Origin of the sequence: Citricoccus sp. SGAir0253 (genome assembly GCF_005877055.1) — a bacterium.
GTDB lineage: Bacteria > Actinomycetota > Actinomycetes > Actinomycetales > Micrococcaceae > Citricoccus.
Genome location: NZ_CP039424.1, coordinates 467,581 through 493,262, shown reverse-complemented (window position 1 = coordinate 493,262; position 25,682 = coordinate 467,581). Strand labels below are relative to the sequence as shown.

Genomic DNA, 25,682 nt, shown 5'->3' with positions numbered 1-25,682 from the left:
ACAGATACGACTTTCGGTACAGCGTGGGCATGGATATCGGGTTCGCGCGGGTCTCGACCACGAAACAGGATTTGGATCGGCAGATCGATGCCCTGCGTCAGGAGGGGATCGCGGTCAAGCGGATCTACGTCGACAAGAAATCCGGGGCCACCACCAACCGCCCCGGCCTCCACGCCGCTCTGGACCAAGCCCGGGAGGGGGACGTCATCGTGGTGCACACCCTGGACCGGTTGGGCCGCACCGTGCGGGACACCCTGAACCTCATCCACGACCTGGCTGACCGCGGCGTCGGGGTGCGGAATCTGGCCGACCCGATCAAAGTGGATTCCTCCAACCCCGAGGATCCGATGTCGCAACTGGCCGTGGTGATGCTCGCCCTGTTCGGGCAGATGGAACGCACCTACGCCATCGAACGCGCCGCCCACGCCCGAGCCGTGGCCACTGCCAAGGGCCGGCGGATCGGCCGGCCCACCGTGGTCGATCCCATCAAACTCGCCTATGCGGAGCACCTGCGCAACGAGGGCCACACCATCGCCCAGATCGTGGAGAAAACCGGCATCACCCGCACCACCCTGTACCGGCACCTCCCGCCTCGCCCGCCACAGGCCCTTACCGCCGAAGACCAGCACGGCAGCTTACGGAACCCCAATAGGGTGACCGGAAGAGGAGGCCCAAAAAGCGCGTCGGGCACACTACGCCGAAACCTTCTGTACTAGTCAAGAGCCGTATGTCTTTGCTTCCGTATTCTGGGATACAGCCTGATGGACTGGGGCGATTCGGAAAGAACAGGTCACGCACGGGCCAGCATCCTGAGGGGGACGATTTGAAGATCACCGAGGTTCATATTGAGAACTTCAGAGCACATGCTGACACCAAGATTGCCCTGTCGACCTTCGGGTGCATCATCGGCGAAAACAGTGTGGGCAAATCATCACTTTTTCACGCCATCCACTTCGCCTGCACAGGGACTACGCCCAAGCGCGTAACCGACCACGATTTTGGCAACCCCGACCTTCCAATCCGGGTCACCCTGACGCTGGAGGACATCACTGAAGGTGATCTGCTGCGCGTCCCCGAGACTCACCGAGTCGACGTTCGAAATGTGGTCCGCAACGGGTCCCTTACCTTGCAGAGGGAAATACAGCGCGGCGGCAGGGCGACGCTGATGTGTGCGAAGCCTGCGCCAAAGGATGCCCGTTACTCCAAGAGTGCACTCGATACTGCCGTTGCAAGCAAGAGAGGTGCGGCGCTGCGGGAAGCCGCCGTTCAAGCCCTGCCCGAATTAGAAGACAAGCTCCCGGATAGCCCCAAGAAGGCCGACGTCGATCAGGCTTATGAGGAGGTCATAGCGGAACTTCCGGCGGACGCCCTCGTCGATGAGATGCATCCGGCACCCACCGGCATCAGCTCACCCACGTCGAAGTTGTTCCCAGAAGTCATCTACATCGAAGCGGTAAAGGATGCCGACGCCGAAGTCAAGACATCTGATTCAGCGACATTTGGCAAGCTCCTCGGGCTCCTGCTGAACGAAATCGCCAGCGAACTGACCGACCTGGAGGACCACTTCTCTGCGGTGCGCGAGAAGCTCAGCCGCATCTCCGGCGAAGACCAGGACCCTGAGGAAGAAGATCCTCGGCTGAAAAAGGTCGTCTCTATTGAGGACACCATCCAGAAGTTCGTGCAGGAAAGCTTCCCCGACGTCACTCTGCGGATGAATGTGCCGGCTCCGGATCTTAAGACGATCCTCAGCGGGGCAAACTTGGAGATTGACGACGGTCACAGCGGTCCGCTGTCCAGCAAGGGCGATGGGCTCAAGCGCACGGTCGCTTTTGCCATCCTTCGTGCTTATACGGAGTTGCGGGGAGCACCCTCAAACGCGTCGGAGAACCCCCAAGAGAGTCCCTCCACGCCAACTTCTGCCTATCTCCTCTTGTTTGAAGAGCCGGAGCTCTATCTGCACCCCAGGGCACAAAGGCAACTCCTTCAAGCTTTGGGGAAGTTTGCACGCGAGCACCAAGTAATGGTCACAACCCACTCCCCCGGGTTTCTTGAGCCAACGTCTACCGCCACATTCACGAAGCTGCGGAAATGCGCCGGGGAGGTCGTCCCTCATCTAGTGGATGTTTCTTCAGAGACCTCATTGCGCGATGCATTCCAATTGATCTGTCACGAGAACAACGAAGCGGCGTTCTTCGCGGACACCGTTGTGCTCGTCGAGGGAGACAGTGACGTGTTCACCTTCCCGCACCTGGCGCGCGTGCTAGATACCAAGTGGAACCACATCGAACGCAACGTCATGTTCGTGCAGACGGGTGGCAAAGGCGGCATCAAGAGGTACCGCGAGTTTTTTGAGAAGTTCGACTCTACGGTGCACGTCATTACCGACTTGGATGTCATGGTCGAGGGGTTCGGGCATCTAACTTCCACTCCAGAGCTCAAAAGGCAACATTCCGACCTCATGGGGAAAGTCGACAACCTCATAGAGGAGCAGGAGAATCCGCCGGGGCCGAACTCCAAGCAATTGTCGAATATCGTCGCTAACCGGACTGCTCGGCAGCTCTGGGACGAAGCTCAGGCCGCGTTGCAGGATTGGGACGCTGCACCATCCGCCGATACTGCGCGCCGCATCACGGAGCCGCTGGAAACTCTCTTCGAGAAAGGCTCCAAGAACCAGAAGTTGCTCGCCCTCCGCGCAGAGGAAAAGGAAATTGGCGACGAGCTCACCAAGCTTCTTTCGGGTTTGGCTGAAGAGCGCGTGTACGTACTGAGGCGCGGTGCTCTCGAAACCTATTTCGGCACCTTCACGTCCGGGGACGACAAGGTCGCAGCTGCGATGCAGTTCTGTGAGTCAACCAGCACCGAGCGCGCCCTTGAAGGCTGGCACGGAGATGATGGCAAGGATGTGGTGAAGGAACTCCGGTCGATACTGGGCGCGGTCTTCGCACAGGTGTGAACTCGAGAGTTCACACCAGGCCATGCCCCTGACTGGATTCCACCAAACCGCCTCCGGTCGCCGCTCCCCCTAGCCGTCCTCGTCCAGAACCCAGGCTTGCCGCAGCGGGATCCTGGCGCGGGTCTCGGCCGGCAGGTCTTCATAGGTGTCGAGGAGTTCGTTCAGCAGTTCCTCGCCATCCCAGATCCGGAAGAACGTCCGGTCCCGCCGGAACTCCTGGCGAGCCGGCTTGGTCACCCCGCCCCAGGCGACCAACAGGGCCTGATCGGCGTTGTGCTGGACGCGGGCGGAATGCAGGCCGCGGACGACCCGGGAGTCAATGGCGCCGGGCTCGGACTTGACCTCCACCACGACGGTGGGAGAGTCCAATCCCAGCGGGCCCATCCCGGCGATGATGTCCACGCCGCCGTCCGGGCCGGGCGGGGACACTTCGCATTGGAATCCGTGGGCCGAGAGGATGTCGGCGACCAGCCCCGTCAACTCGTGCTCCTTGAAGTGCTCGGCGATGTGGGACCGAATCCGGTCACGGATCGCTTCCAGGGTCGGGGCGGTGTGTGGGTCGGTGACCTCGTCCTCGCTGTCGTCCCGGTTGTCATCGGCCGCTGCAGCGGTGGGAACCTCATAGGGGTTGCCGGGGTCCACCCCGGTTTCCGCGATGGCCAGCAATCGGTTCACGGCATCGTTCCGGGAGGGGCTGAAGACCGTCATGATGGCGTTCAGCGAGTACATGAGGTCGGCCTCGATCCCCGTCTTGGACACGGGCTCGGCATTCCACTGCACGGGCAGGTACTTGCGGCGATCCCCGATGGGGTTCTCGGCGTCGTAGCCGTACTCTCCGCAGACCTCACCGAACAGGATGTAACCCGGTTGGGTCTTCAGCGGCATGACGATGAGGTCACCGACCTTGATGCGGTTCCGGAAGGACCACAGCTGGCTGGTGTAGTTGCTGAGCCGGCCCTCCGGGTCCCCCGGGTAGACCTTGGTGAGCAGGTCCCGAACGTCCTGGCGGGACTGGCAGGCGCCAATGTCTCCGACCTCGCTCCACCCGATGGTGACGCGATCATTGTCGATGTTCCACTTCTCGTGCTCACCGTGCAGTCCGGCGCGGACAACCCAGGCCTTCAAGCGATCAGCTCCATCCGTTTGATCGGGAATGGGGACTCAAACCCCACTGTACGTGCGCCAGGCCCCGGACCTGGGGCGAATACATGCCGCAGGGTCGGTTGACCGTCGTTCCGCTCCGGGATCAGGCCGTCCACTCGAAGGCGGCCACCTCGCATGACCCCTCCGCCAAGCATGGGGCCTCTCGATGCACGTCCGGTCTGGACATGGATTTGCATGTGAACCGATCTGAACTTGTTTTTTGGATGCAGATGCCCTTATGCTGATGTGACTGGATCGGAAGGAGGCTCGCTGGGAGCCCCTCACATCGGAAGGCAAGATCATGACGAGGAAGACCTGCCCCAACGGGGCTCCCCCTGCCCGCGGCCTGCGCGGACGGACTCTCTACTTGGTGGACATCGAGAACATGGTGGGCAACAGTGCGCCCACTTGCAGCGAAGTCACCCAGGCCGAACGTCGCATTCATGCTGCAGTGCCGCCGTGCGCGGGCGACCACACCGTGGTTGCCGCCAGCCACCACAACGCCCTGGCGATGATTTACGGCTGGACCGGAACAGCCCAGCGAAAGATGCGGAGCGGGATCGACGGGGCAGACCTGGCCCTACTGGAGGCAGTCACCGATATCTCCTGGATCGCCGAGCGGTACCGTCGCGTCGTCGTCGCCTCCGGGGACCACGCGTTCACCTTCGCTGTCGCATCGCTTCGGACCGCAGGGGTGGAAGTCATCGTGATTCGCCCCGACGTCGGCCTTTCCTCCGCCTTGCGCCGGGCTGCAGGCCCGAATGTGGTCGCCCTGGGTTCGCGCATCCCTTCCAACGTCATCAACTTGTTCACTCACACCAAGGACGCAGCATGAGCACGCCCACCCCCCTCACCCTCAGCGCCAGCGACATCGCAAAACTGGCCGACGTCGGTCGCTCCACGGTCAGCAACTGGCGCAACCGCTACCAGGACTTCCCGCAGCCTGTCCCAGGAGATACCGCCAACCCCCGCTTTGCAACAGCGGAAGTTGAACAGTGGCTCAAGGAGCACGACAAGACGGTCAAGAACGTCTCCCTTGGCCGGCATCTCTGGATCGTGATGAACGGCATCCGCGGCGCAGTCGAACCCGAGAAAGCCGGAGCAATTGGCGCGGACCTGATCGCCTGGAGATACGTCTCCGACCCTGACAGCGCCGGCTTCGATGAAGAACTACCCGCCCAGACGCAGTGGCCCCAGTTGGCCAACGCGGCAGCCTCCCTCGACACGGCGGAACTGATTCGAGAAGGCATGTGGGCCTATGAGGCCTCACATCCAGAGCGTGTGCCTTTGTTCAATGCGATCCACGCGGGTTCCCCGGGCCATGAACAAGAGCGTGACCAGACGGACCTCCTGGACTTCGCCATACGCGTCGTGAACCACCTTGGGTTCGATGAGCTGGAGGAAGCCTTTGGAGTCTTCCAGGACCAGATCACCCGCTCCGTACGGCGCGGCTACGATTCGGCGGCCACCAGCGAGACGTTGGTGAGCCTCGTGGCGACCCTCGCCAGCAGTATTCCCGGGCCCGTGCATGACCCGGCCGTGGGCTCGGGTCGGATGCTGATAGCCACGGCCAGCCGCGGAGAGAATCGGTCTGCACTCACTGGCCAAGACATCGATCCCCGTGCCCTCATCCAAGCGAACCAGCGCGCCCTGCTCGCTGGGCATACGCGGACCAACCTCCGACACGGGGACGTCTTTGCAAGGGACTACTTCGACCAGGGACTGGCACAGGTTGTCGTCATGGACCCCCCCTACGGGTTAAGGGGCCACCGCACGGAACATCTCTACCTGGACCCCCGACTGCCCTACGGCACGCCACCGAAATCCACCATGGACCTAGCCTGGCTCCAGCTGGCCATCTGGTATCTCGGGACAGGCGGACGCGCCTTCGTGCTCCAGCCTGCCGGCAGCGCGTTCCGCGGCGGTGCAGAGGCAAAAATCCGAGCCGCCATGCTTCAGGCCGGAACTATCGAGGCCATCATCGCCCTGCCTGGCGGGCTGGCTTCCCACACGCGGATACCGCTGAACCTCTGGGTCCTGGCGCGTCCCGGAGAGGTCAGCGATCCCGGCCGGGTCCTGATGATCGACCACAGTGACACCAAGGACATCGACCCCGAGGCCCTTGCCACGGCACTGCGGGACTGGCGAGAGAACCGCACCGTTCCCTCCACCTTGCCCGCCGACGCCGTCACTATTGCCGACATCCTCGCGGACAAGGACAAGATCGACGTGAACCCGCGCCGATGGCTCTCCTCCGGCCTGGACGCACCGGATCTGGAGAGCGTGCGGTCAACGGTCGAGTCACTTCACCGCGCCGCGGCCAGCATCCCAGCGCTGACCCAGGTCACCGCCGAATCCATAGCGGCCGGCACCCAGCCTCCGAAACTCGTGTCAATCACTGAGCTGGAAAAAGCTGGCAGCCTCGAGGTCCTGCGGACCCGCGAAACCATCCGAGAAGTCGACGAAGGCACGGACGGCACCCCGATCGTGTCCGGTCCGTGGATTCGTGGGGACGCTGAGACGCGCACGGTCGACCTCGGCTTATTCAAGGCGAACCCGACTATCACCCAGCCCGGTGACGTCCTGCTGCAGAACACCGGCGGACTGGCCGCCCGGGTGGATGCTGAGGGTGGGCGCGTGCTCTCCAGCAACAGCTTCCACCTGCTGCGTTCCCTCGGTGACAACTTGCGTCCTGAGTTCCTCGCGGAGTTCATTGTTAGCGCACACAACCGGAGCCAGGCACAGGGCGCCGCCGTCCAGCGCATCCGCCTGCAGGATTTGAAGGTTCCCCTGCTACCGGTGGAGCAGCAGGATCGCATTCTGGAGCGTCTCGCCGAGGTCCGTGCCCTGCAGGAATCCGCCACCGCGATCCTCGACGCAGCCAGCCAAGTCCGGGACGCCCTCGTCGACGCAACCAGTGCCGGAACCATCAGCGTCGGTTAGTCCCCGGCGGCGCCGCCGCCTGGCATGCCCGCGCGGGCATGCCAGGCGTTCACCAGGTCGCTACGGACATCAACCCTGCCAGCGGCTGGAATGGCATGTCCCGCCTGACGACTAGGGTCAAGTCGTATTAGCTCAACGAAGGGAAGCAATGGCACCGAAGGGATTCGCGGACAAGGTTACGTTCGTGTGGAAGGTGGCCGACAAGCTGCGTGGCACCTTTAAGCAGCACGAGTACGGCTCGGTGATGCTCCCCCTGCTCGTACTGCGGCGCATGGACGCGGTGCTGTCACCAACCAAGGACGCGGTCCTGGACCAGGCCGTCGCCAGCGGCGCCCTGAAGGCCGACCGCAAGACCCTGGGGAAGGCGGTCGACGAGGGCGTCGACATGCTCCTCAAGCGTGCCTCGGGCCAGAGGTTCTACAGCCTCTCCCCGCTGACGTTCGCCTCGATGCTGCAGAACGATAAGGAGCTGGCCGAACAGCTAGCCAGCTACATCCGCCGGCTGTCCCCGGATGCGTACACGGTGATGGAGGCGTACAACCTCGACGACAAGATCACCCGAATGGACCGCGCGGACATCCTCTACCCCGTCATGGCGGACTTCGCCGACCTGGACCTGCGCCCCTCGGTGGTCAGCAACGAGGCGATGGGCTACATCTTCGAAGAACTGCTCCGGAAGTTCTCCGAAATGAGCAACGAGACCGCCGGTGAGCACTACACCCCCCGGGAAGTCATCGACCTCATGGTCGAGCTGCTCCTGCACGGACGCACCCACGCGGAACTGACCGAGAACCCCAAGCCGGTCCGCACCATCTACGACCCGGCCGCCGGCACCGGCGGGATGCTCATGGGCGCTCTGCACGGCATCACCCAAGCCAACCCCGACGCCAAGGTCCACGTGTACGGGCAGGAACTCAACGCCGAGACGTGGGCGATCGCCCAATCGGATTTGATGCTGCAGGACACCAACCCGCAACAGATGGCCCAAGGCAACTCCTTGACCCAGGACGCCTTCCAAGGGAAGAGTTTCGACTTCATCCTGGCCAACCCGCCTTATGGGGTGAAATGGTCGTCCTACGCGAAGCCCATTGTGGACGAGCACGAGAAACAGGGCTTCCACGGTCGCTTCGGCGCCGGTCTCCCGAGTGTCGCGGATGGATCGTTACTGTTCTTGCAGCACATGCTGTCCAAGATGAAGCCAACGGGTTCTCGGGTGGGCATCGTCTTGTCCGGATCACCGTTGTTCTCTGGTGCGGCTAGTTCTGGCCAGTCGGAGATCCGTCGGTGGATCCTCGAACAGGACTGGCTCGAAGGCATAGTCGCCCTGCCAGACCAGATGTTCTACAACACCGGTATCTCCACATACGTGTGGATCTTGACCAACAACAAGGCTGCTGAAGACCGCGGCTTGGTCCGCCTCATCGACGCCCGGCAGCTGGGCACGAAGATGCGCAAATCTCTCGGAGACAAGCGCAAGGAACTCACCGCAGACGCGATCGCGCAAATCGCCCAGTTGTACGGCGGGGCGAAGACAGAGTTTGCCGACGATCCCAAGGTAAGAGTCCTGCCCCGGGAAAAGTTCGCCTTTCAACGCATCATCGTCGAACGCCCCTTGAAACGGAGGTGGGAAGTCACGCCCGAGGCTGTCGCGGCCGCTCCCTTTGACGAGTACGCCCACCTTGTTGGGCGCCGTTTCGACACCGAGAGGGCTCTACTTACCGAGGTGAGTGACCTGACGGCCAAAGAGAAGAAGGCCTTCGCCACGGCCTGCGCTATCGCCGATCCTGAGGCGCAAGTCATCACCAAACGCAACGGGAAACCCGAGCCAGACCCAGAGCTGCGCGATCAGGAGAATGTGCCCGTTCCCGCCGGGTACTTCGACCTCGAGGAAGCCGGGCGAGACAAGGCCTTACGCGAGGCCGCCGAGACACACCTAATTCGTGTGGTCCATCCCTACGTCCCGGACGCATGGGTTGACCACACCAAGACCAAGGTAGGCGTCGAGATTCCCTTCACTCGCCAGTTCTACATGTACGAACCTCCACGCCCCGTTGAAGACATCGCAGCAGAAGTCAAGGAACTTGAAGTGCAGATCCAGGAGTGGATGAAAGGACTGGGTCTGTGAAGCTCAAGCATGTTGCGCACTTCGTGGCGGGTGGTACGCCCGACACAAATAATGAGCAGTTCTGGAGCGAGCAGGGAATCCCTTGGGTCTCGATCGGCGATATGAGTGCCGTTGACATCGTGACCTCAACCGCCAAGTCGCTTACGGAAGCAGGAGTAAGGAACCGGAGGCTCACACTGGGTGAACCCGGGACTGTCTTGTTCGCGATGTACGCGAGTGTGGGCGCGGTGGCAACGCTGGGTATCGCGGCCACTTGGAACCAGGCGCTGTTGGGCATTGTCCCCAAGCCACAGCGAGCAGACCCGAGATTCGTGGCGTACTGGCTGAAGCACTATGCGCCCGAAGCAGTAGCTGAGGCGCGCTCTGCGACTCAAGCCAATCTCAATGCTGAGCAAGTAGCAAACTTTCCGTTCACCGAGATGGACTTGGCCGAGCAGCGGCGAATCGCGGACTTCATTGACGACCGCGTTTCCCGGCTCGATCGCATCATCGCTGCTCGCCGGCGGCAAGCCCGACTGTTGCAGGAGACTCTCCCAAACCTCATAGCTCGTGAACTCAAGGCGCGTAGTGCGGGCACGCCTCAGTCGATCGAAACGGGGTGGGAGGGGCATCAGCTTCCAGAGGGCTGGCGCGCATCTACTCTTGGTCGAGTTCTGCGTCAGTTGACGAACGGGTACGTCGGACCGACTCGGGACATCTTGGTCGATGACGGGATCAGGTACATCCAAAGCGTCCATATCAAGAACGGGACGATCGACTTCGACCGTAGACCCTTTTACGTTTCGGAGGAGTGGCACGCAGCGCGTCGGCGAATCAATCTGAGAGCCGGGGACGTGCTGATCGTGCAGACGGGAGCTGTCGGTCAGGTGGCGCTTGTGCCAGAAGGTTTCGGTGAAGCAAGCTGCCATGCGCTCTTGATCGCCCGAGCGAACTCATCGCTGATTTCTCCTGAGTATCTGGCCACCTTCCTGCAGTGCAACTTCGGCAAGCAGGCGATGTTGGCCAGAGCCACCGGCGCACTTCACCCGCACCTCGAGGCGGGAGTCCGGTCAACCCCCCTCCTCTTGCCTCCCCGAAGTGTGCAGGATCAGATTGTCGATCGAGTCCGGGAAGATCAACAAGTGGTCCGCGCTGGTATTCGTGACCTAGAACGCTCCATCGCCCTCCTTGCCGAGTACAAGTCCTCCTTGATCTCAGCGGCTGTGACGGGGCAGCTGGACGTGACAACCGCAGGCTCTACCATCCCGGGGTGATCTGATTGATCAACACGACTGAGGCGACGTTCGAGAGCAACATTGAGGCTCACCTGCTTTCGTGCGGCTGGGACGCGCTGCCGGCGTCATCGTACGACCGTGATCTGGGGTTGTTCCCGGAGGAGGTCATCGCTTTCGTTCAGGCGTCCCAGCCCAAGGCGTGGGACACCCTTGTTGCCCGCCACGGGGGTGAGGGCACCGCGAGGCAGCGATTCCTCAAGGTCGTCGCCGACGCCATCGACCACCGGGGCACCATCAGCGTGCTGCGGGGCACGGTCAAGGACTCTGGGGTGACGGTGCGTATGTGCTGGTTCAAGCCGGCCAACACTCTCGCCCCAGAATTGATGGAGCGTTATGCCGCGAACCGGCTTGCCGTGGTTCGCCAGTTGCATCACTCGGAGTCCAACCCCGCTGATTCGCTCGACCTGGTACTGGTGGTCAACGGAGTCCCGGTCGCATCGGCGGAGTTGAAGAACCCGCTGACCGGGCAGGGTCTGGAGCAGGCGATGGCCCAGTACCGCGACGATCGCAACCCCCATGACAAGATCTTCGCCAAGCGCATGCTCGTTCACTTCGCGGTCGACCCGCACCAGGTGGCGATGACGACGAAGCTGGCGGGGCAGGACACGCGTTTTCTGCCGTTCAACCAAGGTTCAGCCGGCGCCGGGCGTCCGGGGTCGGCCGGCAATCCGGCCAGCAACGGCTATCAGAGTGCGTACCTGTGGGAGCAGGTGTGGGACCGCGATGCCTGGCTGGAGCTGTTGGGCAACTTCATCCACACCGAGAGCGGGCGGGTGCTGTTCCCACGCTTTCATCAGTGGCACGCGGTTCGGTCCATTCTCGCCGCCACCTACGCCGATGGCGCCGGCGTCGACCGGTTGATCCAGCACTCGGCCGGGTCGGGCAAGTCGAACACCATCGCGTGGACGGCGCACTCCCTCTCCCGACTGCACGATGCGGGCGACCAGCCGATCTTCGACAAGGTCGTAGTCATCACCGACCGCCGCGTACTGGACAGGCAACTGCAGGAAACCGTGGCCGGGTTGGACCACACGCCGGGCACGATCGTGCGCGTCGACCAGCACTCGTCCCAGTTGAAGGAGGCGTTGGAGGGAAACGCCGCCCGCATCATCATCACCACGCTGCAGAAATTCCCCGTCGTCGCGAAGATCGCCGCCGAGGAGGCCGCCGAGGGGGAAGCCAAGGGCGTGGCCGGGCGCAGCTTCGCGGTCATCGTGGACGAAGCCCACTCCTCCACCACCGGGGATGCAGTCAAACAGCTGAAGACGGTCCTCTCCAGTAGCGAGGACGCCCTCGAGCAAGCCGAGGCAGCCGAAGCCGCAACTGAGGCCGCTGACGAGCCCGACGACGCCCTGTTGGAGAGTGCCCGGAAGCGGGGCAAGCAGAAGAACCTCTCGTTCTTTGCTTTCACCGCCACTCCGAAGCCGAAGACCCTGGAGACGTTCGGGCAGGTCGGACCGGACGGGATCAAGCGGCCCTTCCACACGTACTCGATGCGCCAGGCCATCGACGAGGGATTCATCCTCGATGTGCTGGCCAACTACACGACGTACGCGACGTACTACAAGCTCGCCACCGCCAGTCCACGCGTCGACCCGGAACTCGACTCATCTAAGGGCCGGGCGGCGTTGGCGCGGTTCGCCTCGCTGCACTCGTACATGATGGATGCCAAGGCCGAGGTGATCGTCGAGCATTTCCGGCAGAAGACGGCCCGCAAGATCGACGGCCACGCCAAGGCGATGGTCGTCACCCGCTCCCGGTTGCACGCGGTACGTACCCAGGCCGCGATCGAGAAGTACATCAAGCGCAAGGGTTATGACCAGGGCACATACCCTTTGCGGGCCCTGGTCGCGTTTTCCGGAACGGTGACCGATCCGGACGCGCCCGAGCTGGCCTACACCGAGTCGATGCTGAACGGCTTCCCCGAGTCCCAACTGCCCAAACGTTTCCGGGAAGACTTCCAGGTGCTGGTGGTCGCGGAGAAGTACCAGACCGGGTTCGACGAGCCGCTGCTGCACACCATGTACGTCGACAAGAAGCTCTCCGGAGTCAAGGCCGTCCAGACGCTCTCGCGGCTCAACCGAACCCACCCCGGTAAGCAGGACACCTTCATCCTCGACTTCGCCAACACCGCGGAGGAAATCCAGGCCGCCTTCGAGCCGTTCTACGAGCAGTCATTGGCCCAACCGACCGACCCGAACGTGCTGTACACGATGGAGCACGACCTAATGTCAGCCGGCGTGCTCGCCATGGACGAACTCACGGCTGCCACGAAGGCGCTGCTGTCGAACGATCCGGCCGAGCAGCCGGTGATCTACGCCAATCTCCACCCCGCAGTGGGGCGGTTCTTGGCGCTAGAGGAAGACGACCAAGCAGAGTTCCGGACGTCCCTGACGCATTTCTGCCGGGCGTACGCATTTATCGCACAGGTCATGCCGTGGCCGGACGCTGACCTGGAACGACTCTTCCTCTACGGCAAGCTGCTGCTGCACGAACTGCCGGCGCTGGATTCCGACCCGATGCCCCAGCTGAGCCAGTCGGTGCAGCTGACCCACCTACGGCTGGCCGTCACCGGTGAAGGAGGCATCGCTCTGGAAGCCTCCGAGGAACCGGGCAGCGCCTTGCCCGGTGAGGGCAAGGGGTCGGCAACCGACCCGGTGCTCGACAAGCTGTCCGCCCTCATCGAAGTGATGAACGAGAAGTACGGGGCCGACCTCGGCGAGGCCGACAAGGTCTGGATCGACCAGCAGCGCACCGTCGTCATGGAAGACGACGAGATGGCCGTGGTCGCGTTGCACAACGACCGCAACCAGTACCAGCTCGTGCTCGAGGAGAAGGTCAAGGAGCTCCTCCTTGACCGCCACGAGAAAAACGGCGAACTGTTCAGCCAGTTCTTCGCCAACCCCGACTTCCAACAGATGCTGCTGGGCTACCTCGGCGGCACCTACGACGAGTTCCGACGGAGAGCGAGCTGACATGGCGGATACACACGAGACCGGTGGAGCTGTCGACACCGAGGAGCAGGTCGACGACGTCGTCAAGGTACTCGGGGGGGAAGTTCCCAGGCGGCCCGCCGACAGATGCAGACGTGCGGCAGCAAGGTTTCCACTGGTCCACGGCACAGTGGCGCAAACGGTGGCCATCCGAACTGGCACTGCCAGAACAAATTCATGAGGAGGCACCGACGCGGCCCTACATCACCCGTCAGGACGTCTTCGATCGTGCAAGAAGGGTCGAGACGCCGTCCGATGCTGTCGAGCTATTCCTGCTCATGGCCGCATGGGGCACCGGTACCAAAGCCCGCAGCATCGCCCGCGTCGCGTCCGTCCTGCACCAGGACCGCGCCCCCGAAAAGCTTCTGTCCTCCCACCAAGCAGTCCTAGAAGGAGATGCAGTCGAGGCCTACCGCCGTTTGTATTCCCGGGACCACGACCGCATCAAACACTTCGGGCCCGCCTTCTTCACCAAGTGGATTTACTTCTCCGCCTACGACACCTGGGATTCTCATCCCGCTCCGGCACCGCTCATTCTCGACAAGAGGGTGGCTGAGTCGCTGGGCTGGCCAACGCACGGATGGTCAACGGACACATACGGTAAGTACCTCAACCTAGCAACCGCCGTCCGAGACGCCTGGGCACCGGGTGAAGCGACACACATCATCGAGTACGCGTTGTTTAGGCCGCGAGAACTCTAGGAAGGCACTACGGACCGCACGCGCCCTATGTTCAGGACACATCCGCTCGATGGGGGCATGGGACCAGGTAAGAGTTAGAAAGGCACTTGGATTAGTCATCTCAGGGGCGATGCCTCGAGATGGGCTCCTCACGTCCGCCGCACGACTACGTCTACAGGGACTCCCCGCAGCTCATACAGGTGGATTCGCCATCCTCATAGATCATCCCGCAGCAGTACCTTGCGCCGCCGCCATCGTCGTCTCCCCATTCACAGCCGAGTTCCTTGTGAACGGCGAGGCCTTGCGGGTAGCCGAAGTCGATGTCACAGGTAGGGCAGACATATGAAGCCATGAGGGGCCCCTTCCAGGTAGACCGTTGGGCAGCAACGGCTGGAGTACTCAGGGTGGCAAGCGAATCTTCCCGCCGGATCCAACAGGGATAGTTATCGCTCAGGCGACACTCACTCAGGGACGCCCTCATCGAAGTAATCGCACTTGTCATACTCGCATGTAGCGACATCGCAGCGCCCATTCTTGTCTTCGTAGCGAAGCGTCAGATGGCCGCACTTCGGACAACCCCAGTAGTCACTCACGCCGTTCAGCATAACGAGCTGTATTGAACGTTGGGTTGATGCCGGCCTTGCGGTTCTCATCAAGACGTTCCACCCGATCTGCACCAGAGGAGAGCCCACTTGAGCACCACCCTGCGCCGCACCCGCATTGCCGCCGCCTTGGCCGTCGCCTCGATTGCCCTGACCGCCTGCGCCAACACGGTCCGAGACAGTTCTACCCCCAGCGCCTCCAGCACCCCCCCCGGCCAGTGAGGAGGCCGCCTCACCCAGCGGAGTGGAGGCAGAGCCGAACTCGACGCAGGGCTCTGACGAGATACAGATCACCGGGGACTACGAGGCAGACGTTCGGGCCACCGGGTACGAGCCGGATGACTTCGATGAGCTCATGGGCTGGTTCGAGGGACACCTATGCGATGACCCCATGGGCAAGGGGGAAGACCAGCTATTCAACGACTACGACAGGTGGGTTGAGCGGAAGGCCACCGATGACCAGATCGGTCCGGACCTGCTTCGCATCGTCGTCGAGTACAGGTGCCCGGAACGCTCCGACGCCTTGGATAACATCCTCGACGGGATTTGAACCGACGCTTACCTCGGTAGAGACGAACCCACCCCCGCCGCTCAGGAGCAGATCCGCCGATTCGATCACTATCGCCCCGAGGCTCATCAACCTTTACCCATGGTCGCCATCGCACAGCCATAGAGATGCGCCAATTTAGCAGTCTCATTAAGCGTTCCTTTAATGAGACGCCCGACCAACGATCAGGCCAGGCGGCGCGAGCATCCAGAGATCCGCGCGATTACAGGCATTGGCCCATGCAATCGGTGTGCCGTCGTGTCTCATTCGCCCGTCTCATTCGCTTCGGTCTCATATAGGCAAAAGCAGTCGAGTTGTTGAGAACGAGGCGAGGATGGCCGGGTTGGGGCTCCGTCCGGTGACGTCCCGGCGGGCCTGCCGAGAGCGCGGCCGGGTGTGCCATCCTCGGGGTATGGCGCGGACCTGGTTATCGGTGACGGTGGAACTGCTGGGCGGGGCCGGCCAAGAGCTGTGGCCCTGGCCCGGGAGGATGTTCGCGGTCGGGCCCGGGCACACCTTCGGGGAGCTGGCCGAGGCGATCAATGATGCCTTCGCCCGGTGGGACCGGTCGCACCTGTCGGTGTTCACCCTGGCCGATGGCCGGGTCGTCACTGATGAGGAGACCGGTGCCGAACTGGCCACCGTGGGCGCCGGACCGGTCCTCGTGCCCCTGGACATGGCCGCCACGAAGGTCGCCCGCACGCTGCAGCCCGGCGCCGAGTTCCAGTTCACCTTCGACCTGGGCGATAACTGGACCCACCGGTGTGTGCTCGGTGAGCAGAAGATCGACCCACTGGAGATGCTGGGGATCCGGCCCGCGGTGCCATTGCCGTACTTCGGGTGGGGTGCCATCCCGGACCAGTACGGGCGCCGGTGGGCCCAGGACGACGGTGAAGGACGGGTCCCGCGCCGACCGAGTCAGCCGCACCCCATGCGGTTGCACGCCTGGCCAGCCCGGACGCAGCTGCCCGCGCTGGATCTCACCGCGGTGCGCCGGGCCATCGCGCGAGCGGATGCGGATGGCTTCTTGGCCGCGGTGACCGGACGCGACATCGATGACGCGCTGCAGCAGGTGGGGGCCGGGATCCCGATGGCCCTGGAACACCGCCGAACCGAGGCTGAACCGGTGGCCCTGTCGGTCATCAACCGGCTCACCAGCCGCGGCGGGTCCGGCGACGAGATCCTGGCCGAGGACCTGCTGGCCGCCCTGCGCCGCGAACCGTTGGCCGGGCCCGTGCTGCCGGTGGACCTGGAGATGCTCGCCACCGTGCTCGAGACCGACCCGGCCGTCGTCGGCCAGGACGCCGCCATCGACGTCGAGGAGGGCCCGGACCGGTGGCTCCGGCTCGAGCCCACCGGTTCACGAGAGGGCTGGCGGGATATGGCCGCCTTCGCCGCCCGGCAGCACGATCACACTCTGCGCGCCCGGCTGGAGCAAGCCATCCAGGGCCACGGCGCCTTCGCCCGGTTCCGCGACCTCGTCTACGAGGAGGGCCTGGCCGAACCATGGTCCGTGTTCTCCACCGACCGCCAGATCGGCCGAGCCCGCGGCGTCCTCGCCGACCACGACCTCCGCGCCGGCTGAGGCCCCCGCCCAGTCGGCGTCGGCGCACGACCGGGACACATGGTGAGTACGTACTGCCGCCGATGCGGATGTCCGAAAACGATTGTTCCCGATACATTCCATACGTTCATTGGGACTCCGCGTAATCCGGCGGCGCATTCTGTAACGCTTGCCGGCCCTTGATGTCACCACGATCCCAGGGCGGCAGATCCGCATGGACCACAGCCATCTGGGTGGCTGGGACCTTCCTGATCGGCGGAGTGACGGGAGCCATGACACATTCCGTGTGGCCCCTGTCCCTCCAGCCCCTCGTCGCGTGGGCCTACGCGTTCTCGACGAGTGCGGGGCTCGGTGGCGTGGCGGCCCTGTTCGCTGCCGTGATCGCCTATCGCGGAGTCACCCGCTCCGCCGAGACTGCCCGCCGGACAGCGTTGGAGTCCGCGGAGACAGCCCGCAACACCTCGCTCGAGGCACAGTGGTGGGAGAACGCGCGATGGGCAGCGGACCGCTTGTTGTCAGCGTCCGATGTCACGGCCGATACGGATGCCCCCGTGGGAGACGCCAGGATCCTCGACGGGGATGAAGCCACGATGGATCTCCTCGTCGATCACGATGCCTACGCAGCCATCATCATGCTTGAATACCTGGGCGAGAACGCTCCCAGCGAGAAGGCGAGTTCCTTCGCCTTGGATGCCCTCGGAGCCGTGCTTGGACTACCCTCCGGGGGAGATACTGAAGACAGCCAGGCAGAAGACAACACTGGCAGTGATCGATCGAACAGGACCACCCGTGGCGAAGCAGATCTCTAGGGAAGCGCTCCAGAGCCGCTATCAGCGGAACAGGCGCGCCGCGGCCCATGCCTACATCGCGATCGCGAGGAAGCAGCAACAGCCGGTCCCCCGGCGCGTGCTGCGGATTGCCGGCGAGGTCGACGAGCAGGAACGTGACAGCGGAGCCCCGCTCTCCGAGAAGCGGCCTGCTTAGGTCCCCGAACCTTCACTGGATTCGTCTCCTGCTCTTCCCGGCTCTGGTGCAGCGAGCGCCAGGGGGATCACCAGACGCCCTACGATGAGGCCCTGCCGGTCCCGCCAGGCGGCACGAAGACCGCCTCCGCGTCCGCGAAGAAGAGCCCCCGCTGCGGCAGCATGAGATCGCCGACGCTTACCTGCTCCGGCCAAGGGCCCGGCGCCCCCAGGTCCTGCCCGTCCAGCACGGCCGAGGTCCGCACGACGTCCCAGACCCGCCGGGGCACACCCCCGAAGGCGTGCCCGCTCGGCATCCGCCCGTGCAGGCGGATCCGCCCGGCCGAGAGCACGGGTCCCGCGATCCGGCCGAGCGGGCCCAGCAGCCACCCGGCGTGGCTGGTCCCGGCCGGAAGGCGCGCGCCGACGGCGCTCATCATCCGCGTGGCGGCACGCTCGGCCAGCTCGAGGTGCCAGTCGAGCACCCCGGGGATCTGCACCGTCAACGAGCGCGGGCCGGTCCAGTCGAGGTCGATCCGGCAGGTGTGCGCCTCCGTGGCCGCGGGTCCGAGGTAGTGGGCGCAGCTCACCTCGGGCGCGGCGGTCGCGTAGACGGTCCACCGCCCCTGGGGGTCGCGGTGCCAGACGGACGTGTAGCCCGGGCCGATCGAGCTCGCGGTGAACCGGCGCAGGGCCAGGTAGTGACCGCTGGCGAAGGGCACGCCCATCACCCCGTAGCCGCTGAAGACCTCCCCCGGTCCCGGAGGCAGCACCGGCTCCCGCTCGGCCCGCTGCGCGAGCTCCCGCGGTTGGCCCCCGGACGCCACGGCACCCGCCGCTCCCCAACCCATGGCGGCAGGGTACGCGCGCAGGGCTCCTGCCTCGAGGTCCGGGGCGCGGCCCGCGGGAGACGGCCGCGCGTGACCTCCCGTGACGGGTGCGCCGCGCACCACTGGGTTCCCTGGGGCGGCGTTGTTAGCGTCGGGGCATCGCCCCGCCGAGATCCGGAGGCCGACGGCGACGCCGGTGCCTCCCAGCGCGGGTCCCACCCGGTGCCGGCGCCTCCTCGCCTCTGACTGCCGGCGCCCTGCCCCTCCCGTCACGCGCCCGAAGGAGACCCCATGTCCGAGAGCCCCACCGCCCCGCCGTCCCCCGCCGGGCCGCCGTCGGGCACTGCCTCCGGCGCCGACGCGCCCCTGGCCTACCGCCTGCTCACCGGACCGGACGACCGGTCCTTCTGCGAGCGGGTGTCCGCGGCGCTGGCCGAGGGCTACGTCCTGTACGGCAGCCCCTCGGTGACCTTCGACGGCGACCGGGTGATCGCGGCCCAGGCGGTCGTGCTGGGGACCGGACGGTGACCGGCGAGGCCCGGCACCTCGTAGCGGGAGGCTCGGAGGCCACGCACCCCGGGGTCTGGGACCAGCAGACCCTGGCGGTGCGGGGCGGGATCGACCGCACCCCCTTCCAGGAGACCTCCGAGGCGCTGTTCCTGACCTCGGGCTACGTCTTCGAGACCGCGGAGGCCGCCGAGGCCGCCTTCAACGGGGAGGCCGAGCGCTACGTCTACTCCCGCTACGGCAACCCCACGGTCGAGGCCTTCCAGGAGCGGCTGCGGCTGCTCGAGGGGGCCGAGGCCTGCTTCGCCACCGCCTCCGGGATGTCCGCGGTCTTCACCGCCCTGGGCGCGCTGCTCTCCGCCGGGGACCGCGTGGTCGCCGCGCGCAGCCTCTTCGGGTCCTGCTTCGCCATCCTCAACGAGATCCTGCCCCGCTGGGGCGTGGAGACCGTGTTCGTGGACGGCGCCGACCTGTCCCAGTGGGAGCGGGCCCTGGCCACCCCGGCCGCCGCCGTCTTCTTCGAGTCCCCCTCGAACCCGCTGCAGGAGATCGTGGACATCCGCGCCGTGGTGGAGCTGGCGCACGCCGCCGGCGCCCAGGTGGTGGTGGACAACGTGTTCGCCACGCCCCTGCTGCAGCGCGCCACGGAGCTCGGCGCGGACGTGGTGGTGTACTCCGGGACCAAGCACATCGACGGCCAGGGCCGGGTCCTGGGCGGCGCCGTGCTCGGGCGCCGGGAGTTCATCGACGGGCCGGTGCGCCACCTGATGCGCCACACCGGCCCCGCCCTGAGCCCGTTCAACGCCTGGACGCTGCTCAAGGGCCTGGAGACCATGGCCCTGCGCGTGGGCCACTCCACGGCCTCGGCCCTGCGGATCGCCACCTGGCTCGAGGACCAGCCCGGCGTGCGGCGCGTGCTCTACCCGTTCCTGGCCTCCCACCCGCAGCACGAACTGGCCCGGGCGCAGATGAGCGGCGGCGGGACGGTGGTGACCTTCGAGCTGGAGCCCGGGACCGGCTCGGCCAAGGAGCGGGCGTTCCGCCTCCTCAACGGGCTGGAGCTCGTGGACATCTCCAACAACCTGGGGGACACGAAGTCGCTGATCACCCACCCGGCCACCACCACCCACCGCGCCATGGGCCCCGAGGGGCGGGCCGCGATCGGGCTCGGCGACGGCGTGGTGCGGCTGTCCGTGGGCCTCGAGGCCGCCGACGACCTGGTCGCCGACCTGGACCGGGCCCTGCGGGGCTGAGGGAGGGGTCGGCGCCCAGGCGTCAGCGGCCAGGGGGCAGGGCCGGCCGGCGGCCAAAGGCCGGGGATCAGCGGCCAGGCGGCGGAGTCAGGCCGGCGTGGGCTGCGGCGGCAGGGCGGCGATGATCGGGTGGTCCTTGGCGATCAGCCCCATCTTGGCGGCGCCGCCCGGGGAGCCCAGGTCGTCGAAGAACTCGACGTTGGCCTTGTAGTACTCCGACCACTCCTCCGGGACGTCGTCCTCGTAGTAGATGGCCTCCACGGGGCACACGGGCTCGCAGGCGCCGCAGTCCACGCACTCGTCCGGGTGGATGTAGAGGGAGCGCTCCCCCTCGTAGATGCAGTCGACCGGGCATTCCTCGATGCAGGCCTTGTCCTTGAGGTCCACGCACGGCAGGGCGATGACGTAGGTCATGGGTGATCGTCCACCTTCCGGGGGTTCGTCGGTCCGGCGGTCACGCCGAGGGGGTTCCGGACAGTTCGTCCCGGACGATCCGCGCGCCCGCGGCGAGCGCGGCCATCTTGTCCCGCGCGACCTGCCGGGCCAGGGGCGCCATGCCGCAGTTCGTGCTCGGGTACAGCTTGTCCGCGTCCACGTACCGGAGCACCTCCCGGAGGGTGCCGGCCACCTCCTCGGGGGCCTCGATCGCGCTGCTGGCGACGTCGATGGCCCCGACCATCACCTTCTTGCCCCGGAGCAGCTCGATGAGCTCGACCGGGACGCGGGAGTTGTGCCGCTCCAGGGAGACCATGCCGATCGAGGACTGCTGCAGCAGCGGGAACGACTCCTCGTACTGGCGCCACTCCGCCCCCAGCGTGGCCTTCCACTCGGTGTTGGCCTTGATGCCGTAGCCGTAGCAGATGTGCACGGCCGTCTCGCTGCGCAGCCCCTCGGCCGCGCGCTCGAGGGCGGCCACGCCCCAGTCCTTGAGGTCGTCGAAGAACACGTTGAAGGCGGGCTCGTCGAACTGGATGATGTCCACGCCCGCCGCCTCCAGCTCCCGGGCCTCCTCGTTGAGGATCGTCGCGAACTCCCAGGCGAGCTTCTCGCGGCTGCCGTAGTGCTTGTCGCACAGGGTGTCGATCATGGTCATGGGACCGGGCAGCGTCCACTTGATGGGCCGGTTGGTCCGCGCGCGCAGGGCCTTCGCGTCGTCTGCGAAGACCGAGCGCTCACGGCCCACCGTGCCGACGACCGTCGGGACGCTCGCGTCGTAGCGGTCGCGGATCCGCACCGTCTCCCGCCGCTCGAAGTCGACGCCGCTGAGGTGCTCGATGAACGTGGTGACGAAGTGCTGACGGGTCTGCTCGCCGTCGCTGACGATGTCGATCCCCGCCCGGCGCTGCTCGTCCACGGCCAGGCCCAGCGCGTCCCGCTGGCCCTCCCGCAGTTCCTCGCCGTCCAGCTTCCACGGGGACCACAGCGTCTCGGCCTCCGCGAGCCAGGAGGGCTTGGGCAGGCTGCCGACGATGGTGGTGGGCAACAGGGTGTTCATCGCGTTCATCGGTGGTTCTCCGTCTCTCGTGCGGGATGGGCCGCGGCCCACTGCTCCAGCAGGCTCTGGTGTGGCTTCACGAAGTGCTCCTCCGTGAACCTGCCCTGCGTGAGGGCCAGTCGGTTGCGCTCCTCGCGGTCGTAGGCGATCTGCGTCACCGAGTAGTCGAGGTTCTCCAGGCTCGGCCGGTAGATCCGGCCGGCCGCCGCATTGGCGTTGTAGATCTCCGGGCGGTAGATCTTCTGGAACGCCTCCATGGTGCTGATGAGGCCGATGAGCGCCAGGCTGGAGTAGTCGTTGAGGAGGTCGCCCCGGAAGTAGAACGCCAGGGGCGCGACCGCGCCGGGGGGCATGAAGTAGCGGACCCGCAGCCCCATCTTCCCGAAGTACCGGTCCGTCAGGGAGGACTCGTCCTGCCCGTACTCGACGCCGAGGATCGGGTGGTGGTTCTCGAGCCGTCGGTACGTCTTGGTGCTCGAGACGCTGATGCAGATCACGGGCGGCTGGGGGAAGCGCTCGCGGTAGGCCTCGGAGTCGAGGAAGTGCGTGAACAGCTTCCCGTGCAGGTCCCCGAAGTCGTCGGGCACGCTGGACCGCGGCGCCCTCGCGTGGTGTTCGGGCAGCACCACGCTGAAGTCGTAGTCCCGGAGGTAGGACGAGAAGTTGTTCCCCACGATCCCGTCGACGCGCACGCCGGACACCGTGTCCCGGATCCCCACGTCGAGCATCTCGATCAGGGGGAACGCCACGTCCTCGCCGCCGTCGTCGCCGCCGGCGAGGTGCAGGTCCACGGAGACGATGTCGATCTCCACGGCATAGCGGTCCCGCCCCGGATTGTCCCAGTGGGCCAGGTCGTTGAGGCGGCCGGTGATCATCGTCAGGGTGTTGCGCAGGTTCTGCCGGCGGTCCTCGCCGCGGGCCAGGTTCGCGAAGTTCGTCGTGCCGCGCGAGCTGGACGAGGGGCAGTAGTCCTCGTCGAAGCGGGTCGTGCGGATGCCGAACGTGAAGTCCTTGGTCTGGGTGATCTGGTGCATCTTGTCCTCACGCTCGGATGGGGGCCGACAGGTCCGCGGCGCGCTCCAGCGCCGCCTCGAGGTCCGCCTGCAGGTCGGCCACGTCCTCGACGCCCACGGACAGCCGGACCAGGTCGGCCGGCACCTCCAGGGCCGTGCCCCGCACGGAGGCGTGGGTCATCTCGGAGCAGTAGCAGATGAGGGACTCGACCCCGCCGAGGCTGACCGAGAGCGCGAACAGCTCGGTGGACTGGGCGAAGGCGCGCGCGGCGGCCTCTCCCCCGGCCAGCCGGACGGACACGATCCCGCCGTAGCCGTCCATCTGCCGGCTGGCCAGCTCGTGCCCGGGGTGCTCCGGCAGCCCCGGGTAGTAGACCTGCGCGATCTGCGGCCGGCCCTGCAGCCAGCCGGCCAGCTCCGCGGCGTTCGCGCCGTGCCGGTCCATGCGCAGCCCCAGGGTCTTCAGCCCGCGGGCGGCGAGGTAGCTGTCCTGCGGGCCGGCCACCGCTCCGGCGGCGAACTGCTGGTAGCCGACCGCCTCGGCCAGTCCCTGCCCCCGGTACTCCCGGTCGGCCACCACCACGGCCCCGCCGAGGACGTCCGAGTGCCCACCGATGTACTTGGTCGTGGAGTGCACCACCGCGTCCGCGCCCAGGTCCAGGGGCCGCTGCAGGTACGGGGAGGCGAAGGTGTTGTCCACCACGAGCAGGGCCCCGGCCCGGTGGGCGATCTCCGCCCAGGCCGCCAGGTCCGCGATGCCCAGCAGGGGGTTCGAGGGGGTCTCCACCCACAGCACGGCGGTGGTGCCGGGGCGGACCGCCGCCGCGACCGCCGTGGGGTCGGTGATGTCCACAGGGGTGTTCTGGATGCCCCACGGGCCGAGGACGCCGTTGATGAGCCGGTTGGTTCCGCCGTAGCCGTCCCCGCCCAGGACCACGTGGTCCCCGGGGCGCAGCACCGAGCGCAGCAGGGCGTCCTCGGCGGCCAGCCCGGAGGCGAACGCGAACGCCCGGCTCCCGTGCTCCAGCGCCGCCAGCTGGGTCTCGAAGCCGTTGCGCGTGGGGTTGGACCCGCGGCTGTACTCGTGCCCGCCGCGCAGCACGTTGATGCCGTCCTGGACGAAGGTGCTGGTCTGGTAGATGGGCGGCACGACCGCCCCGGTCAGCGGGTCCGGCTCCTGGCCGGCGTGCACCGCCGTCGTGTTGAAGCCCTGCCGGGTGCCCTGCGCGGTGCCCGTGCTCGCGGTGTGGTCCAGGAGGGTCATCTCAGCGCACCTCCCCGGCCAGGGCGGAGGCCGGCACGGCGGCCGGTGCGGAGGCCGGCACGGTGGCCAAGGCGTGGTCGAGGTCCGCGATGAGGTCCTCCGGACACTCGAGCCCGATGGACAGCCGGATCGTGGTCTCGCCGATCCCCGCGGCCTCGCGGCGGTCCGGGGCGAGGCGACAGTGGGTCATGGTGGCGGGATGACAGACGAGCGAGCGCACGTCCCCCACGTTGGCCACGAGCTGGAACAGCTCCAGCGCGTCGATGAACGGGCCCACGGCCTCCGGTCCGGCCGCCAGGTCGAAGGAGAACACCGAGCCGGTGCCGTGCGGGAAGTCCCGCGCGGCGAGGGCGGCGCTGGGGTGCCCGGGGATCCCCGGATGGTGGACGCGCCCGACGGCGGGGTGCCCGGCCAGGTGCTCGGCCACCGTGAGGGCGGTGCTCCCGTGCCGGGCCACGCGGACCTCGAGGGTCTCCAGGCCCTGGATGAACTGCGCGGCGCTGGCCGGGGCCAGGGACGGGCCGAGGTCGTGCAGGAACTTGCTGCGGGCCAGCGCGAGGTACGCGCCCCGGCCGTGCCGGTCGACGAGCGCCTGCCCGCCGTAGCGGGCCTTGGGCCGGGCCAGCTGCGGCCACCGCTCGGGGGCCGCGCCGTAGTCGAACGTCCCGCCGTCCACGATCGCCCCGCCGAGCACCGTGCCGTGCCCGCCGAGGAACTTCGTCGCGGAGTGCACCACCACGTCGGCGCCGTGCTCCAGCGGGCGGTACAGGGCCGGCGTCGCGAGCGTGCTGTCCACGACCACCGGCACGCCGGCGGCGTGGGCGAGGTCCGCCAGCGCGGGCAGGTCCGGCAGGGTGGCCAAGGGGTTGGTGATGGCCTCGAGGAAGAACGCGCGGGTGTCCGGCCGGATCGCCGCGGCCCAGGCCGGCGGGTCCGCGGGGTCGGCGAAGGTGACCTCGATGCCGAAGTCGGCGAACGTGTCCGTCAGCAGGTCCACGGTGCCCCCGTAGAGCTGGCTGGAGGCGACCAGGTGCCGCCCGGAGTGCAGCAGGGTCAGCAGGGACAGGGCGACGGCGGCCTGGCCCGTCGCGGTGCCGATGGCCCCGATCCCGCCCTCGAGGGCGGCCAGCCGGTTCTCGAAGACGGCCACGGTGGGATTGCCCGTCCGGCTGTAGGTGAAGCCCGGGGTCTCCAGCCGGAACATGGCGGCCGCCGTGGCGTGGTCCGGGAAGCGGTAGGCCGCCGTCTGGTGGATGGGCACGGCAACCGGCCAGTGCGGGGCCTCGGGCTCGTAGCCGGCGTGGACCTGGTGGGTGGCGTGGTGATGCATTCGATCCTCCATCGATCCTGGCGGTAGCACCGTGCCCGCCGGTCCCGGTGTCCCGGGGCCGGCCGACTGGTTGCTGCGGCGTCGTCGAGCCAGATCTCTCGGCCGCTCTGGATGGTGTGGTGGGTTCATCCCACTGGATGGGCCGCCCCGGAGTCCAACGGACGGGGGGCCGGGGCGTCACATTGCGGCACGCCCGGACGTTCC

General features: G+C 66.3%; 22 protein-coding genes and 1 riboswitch. Of the genes, 15 read left to right on the top strand and 7 right to left on the bottom strand.

What is annotated here, in order from left to right; genetic code table 11:
- The first annotated feature begins 29 nt into the window (after positions 1-29).
- Positions 30-716 carry a recombinase family protein gene (locus tag E7744_RS02210; RefSeq protein WP_137772709.1) on the top strand — a complete coding sequence of 229 codons (687 nt, stop codon included), beginning with the start codon at positions 30-32 and terminating at the stop codon, positions 714-716.
- A gap of 107 nt (positions 717-823) precedes the next feature.
- The gene (locus E7744_RS02205; RefSeq protein ID WP_168199725.1) at positions 824-2,953 is read left to right on the top strand and encodes an AAA family ATPase; all 2,130 of its coding nucleotides are present in this window, start codon (positions 824-826) and stop codon (positions 2,951-2,953) included.
- 69 nt (positions 2,954-3,022) lie between these two features.
- Here E7744_RS02205 and E7744_RS02200 read toward each other — a convergent pair whose 3' ends face one another.
- A complete protein-coding gene (locus E7744_RS02200; protein WP_246858511.1) occupies positions 3,023-4,078 on the bottom strand; it encodes a restriction endonuclease in 1,056 nt (351 codons plus the stop codon).
- 388 nt (positions 4,079-4,466) lie between these two features.
- Here E7744_RS02200 and E7744_RS02195 point away from each other — a divergent pair, with 388 nt between their 5' ends.
- The 11 genes from E7744_RS02195 to E7744_RS02150 all read left to right on the top strand — a co-directional run bounded on the left by E7744_RS02195 (position 4,467) and on the right by E7744_RS02150 (position 17,808).
- Positions 4,467-4,931 carry an NYN domain-containing protein gene (locus tag E7744_RS02195; protein WP_168199724.1) on the top strand — a complete coding sequence of 155 codons (465 nt, stop codon included), beginning with the start codon at positions 4,467-4,469 and terminating at the stop codon, positions 4,929-4,931.
- On the top strand, positions 4,928-7,039 hold the full coding sequence (locus E7744_RS02190) for an N-6 DNA methylase (protein WP_137772706.1): 2,112 nt from the start codon (positions 4,928-4,930) through the stop codon (positions 7,037-7,039). Before E7744_RS02195 ends, E7744_RS02190 begins: the two co-directional genes overlap by 4 nt.
- A 193-nt stretch (positions 7,040-7,232) precedes the next feature.
- Positions 7,233-9,164, top strand: coding sequence for a class I SAM-dependent DNA methyltransferase (locus tag E7744_RS02185; RefSeq protein WP_246858510.1), 1,932 nt, complete (start codon positions 7,233-7,235; stop codon positions 9,162-9,164).
- A complete protein-coding gene (locus tag E7744_RS02180; protein WP_168199723.1) occupies positions 9,161-10,417 on the top strand; it encodes a restriction endonuclease subunit S in 1,257 nt (418 codons plus the stop codon). Before E7744_RS02185 ends, E7744_RS02180 begins: the two co-directional genes overlap by 4 nt.
- A gap of 5 nt (positions 10,418-10,422) precedes the next feature.
- Positions 10,423-13,413, top strand: a complete 2,991-nt coding sequence (locus tag E7744_RS02175) for a type I restriction endonuclease subunit R (RefSeq protein ID WP_137772703.1) — start codon at positions 10,423-10,425, stop codon at positions 13,411-13,413.
- A 23-nt stretch (positions 13,414-13,436) separates the two neighbouring features.
- Positions 13,437-14,132, top strand: a complete 696-nt coding sequence (locus E7744_RS02170; protein ID WP_137772702.1) for a hypothetical protein — start codon at positions 13,437-13,439, stop codon at positions 14,130-14,132.
- A 671-nt stretch (positions 14,133-14,803) separates the two neighbouring features.
- A complete protein-coding gene (locus tag E7744_RS16390) occupies positions 14,804-14,935 on the top strand; it encodes a hypothetical protein (RefSeq protein WP_256376025.1) in 132 nt (43 codons plus the stop codon).
- Between the two features lie 22 nt (positions 14,936-14,957).
- A complete protein-coding gene (locus E7744_RS02165; RefSeq protein WP_137772701.1) occupies positions 14,958-15,263 on the top strand; it encodes a hypothetical protein in 306 nt (101 codons plus the stop codon).
- 409 nt (positions 15,264-15,672) lie between these two features.
- Positions 15,673-16,845 (top strand): hypothetical protein, encoded by a 1,173-nt coding sequence (locus E7744_RS02160; protein ID WP_137772700.1) that lies wholly within the window; start codon positions 15,673-15,675, stop codon positions 16,843-16,845.
- Positions 16,846-17,096: 251 nt separating this feature from the next.
- A complete protein-coding gene (locus tag E7744_RS02155; RefSeq protein WP_137772699.1) occupies positions 17,097-17,633 on the top strand; it encodes a hypothetical protein in 537 nt (178 codons plus the stop codon).
- Positions 17,614-17,808: a hypothetical protein gene (locus E7744_RS02150; protein WP_137772698.1), complete on the top strand. Its 195-nt coding sequence runs from the start codon at positions 17,614-17,616 to the stop codon at positions 17,806-17,808. Before E7744_RS02155 ends, E7744_RS02150 begins: the two co-directional genes overlap by 20 nt.
- Positions 17,809-17,887: 79 nt before the next feature.
- Here E7744_RS02150 and E7744_RS15710 read toward each other — a convergent pair whose 3' ends face one another.
- Positions 17,888-18,637, bottom strand: a complete 750-nt coding sequence (locus tag E7744_RS15710; protein ID WP_168199722.1) for a hypothetical protein — start codon at positions 18,635-18,637, stop codon at positions 17,888-17,890.
- A gap of 270 nt (positions 18,638-18,907) precedes the next feature.
- On the opposite strand from E7744_RS15710, the gene E7744_RS16085 reads away from it, so the two are divergent.
- On the top strand, positions 18,908-19,144 hold the full coding sequence (locus E7744_RS16085; protein WP_137772697.1) for a DUF1737 domain-containing protein: 237 nt from the start codon (positions 18,908-18,910) through the stop codon (positions 19,142-19,144).
- A 71-nt stretch (positions 19,145-19,215) separates the two neighbouring features.
- On the top strand, positions 19,216-20,376 hold the full coding sequence (locus E7744_RS02135) for an O-succinylhomoserine sulfhydrylase (RefSeq protein WP_246858608.1): 1,161 nt from the start codon (positions 19,216-19,218) through the stop codon (positions 20,374-20,376).
- 87 nt (positions 20,377-20,463) lie between these two features.
- Here the strand turns inward: E7744_RS02135 and fdxA are convergent, their stop codons facing one another.
- From fdxA to E7744_RS02110, 5 genes are read right to left on the bottom strand one after another with little or no spacing between them, the layout of a single operon-like run.
- Positions 20,464-20,790 carry a ferredoxin gene (fdxA, locus tag E7744_RS02130; RefSeq protein WP_137772695.1) on the bottom strand — a complete coding sequence of 109 codons (327 nt, stop codon included), beginning with the start codon at positions 20,788-20,790 and terminating at the stop codon, positions 20,464-20,466.
- A 40-nt stretch (positions 20,791-20,830) separates the two neighbouring features.
- Positions 20,831-21,871: a methionine synthase gene (locus E7744_RS02125; RefSeq protein ID WP_137774794.1), complete on the bottom strand. Its 1,041-nt coding sequence runs from the start codon at positions 21,869-21,871 to the stop codon at positions 20,831-20,833.
- Between the two features lie 5 nt (positions 21,872-21,876).
- The gene (locus E7744_RS02120) at positions 21,877-22,905 is read right to left on the bottom strand and encodes a DUF1852 domain-containing protein (RefSeq protein WP_137772694.1); all 1,029 of its coding nucleotides are present in this window, start codon (positions 22,903-22,905) and stop codon (positions 21,877-21,879) included.
- A 7-nt stretch (positions 22,906-22,912) separates the two neighbouring features.
- The gene (locus tag E7744_RS02115) at positions 22,913-24,148 is read right to left on the bottom strand and encodes a cystathionine gamma-synthase (RefSeq protein WP_137772693.1); all 1,236 of its coding nucleotides are present in this window, start codon (positions 24,146-24,148) and stop codon (positions 22,913-22,915) included.
- Position 24,149: 1 nt separating this feature from the next.
- A complete protein-coding gene (locus E7744_RS02110) occupies positions 24,150-25,478 on the bottom strand; it encodes an O-acetylhomoserine aminocarboxypropyltransferase/cysteine synthase family protein (RefSeq protein WP_137772692.1) in 1,329 nt (442 codons plus the stop codon).
- A 5-nt stretch (positions 25,479-25,483) separates the two neighbouring features.
- Positions 25,484-25,596: riboswitch (SAM riboswitch) on the bottom strand.
- Positions 25,597-25,682: the final 86 nt, after the last annotated feature.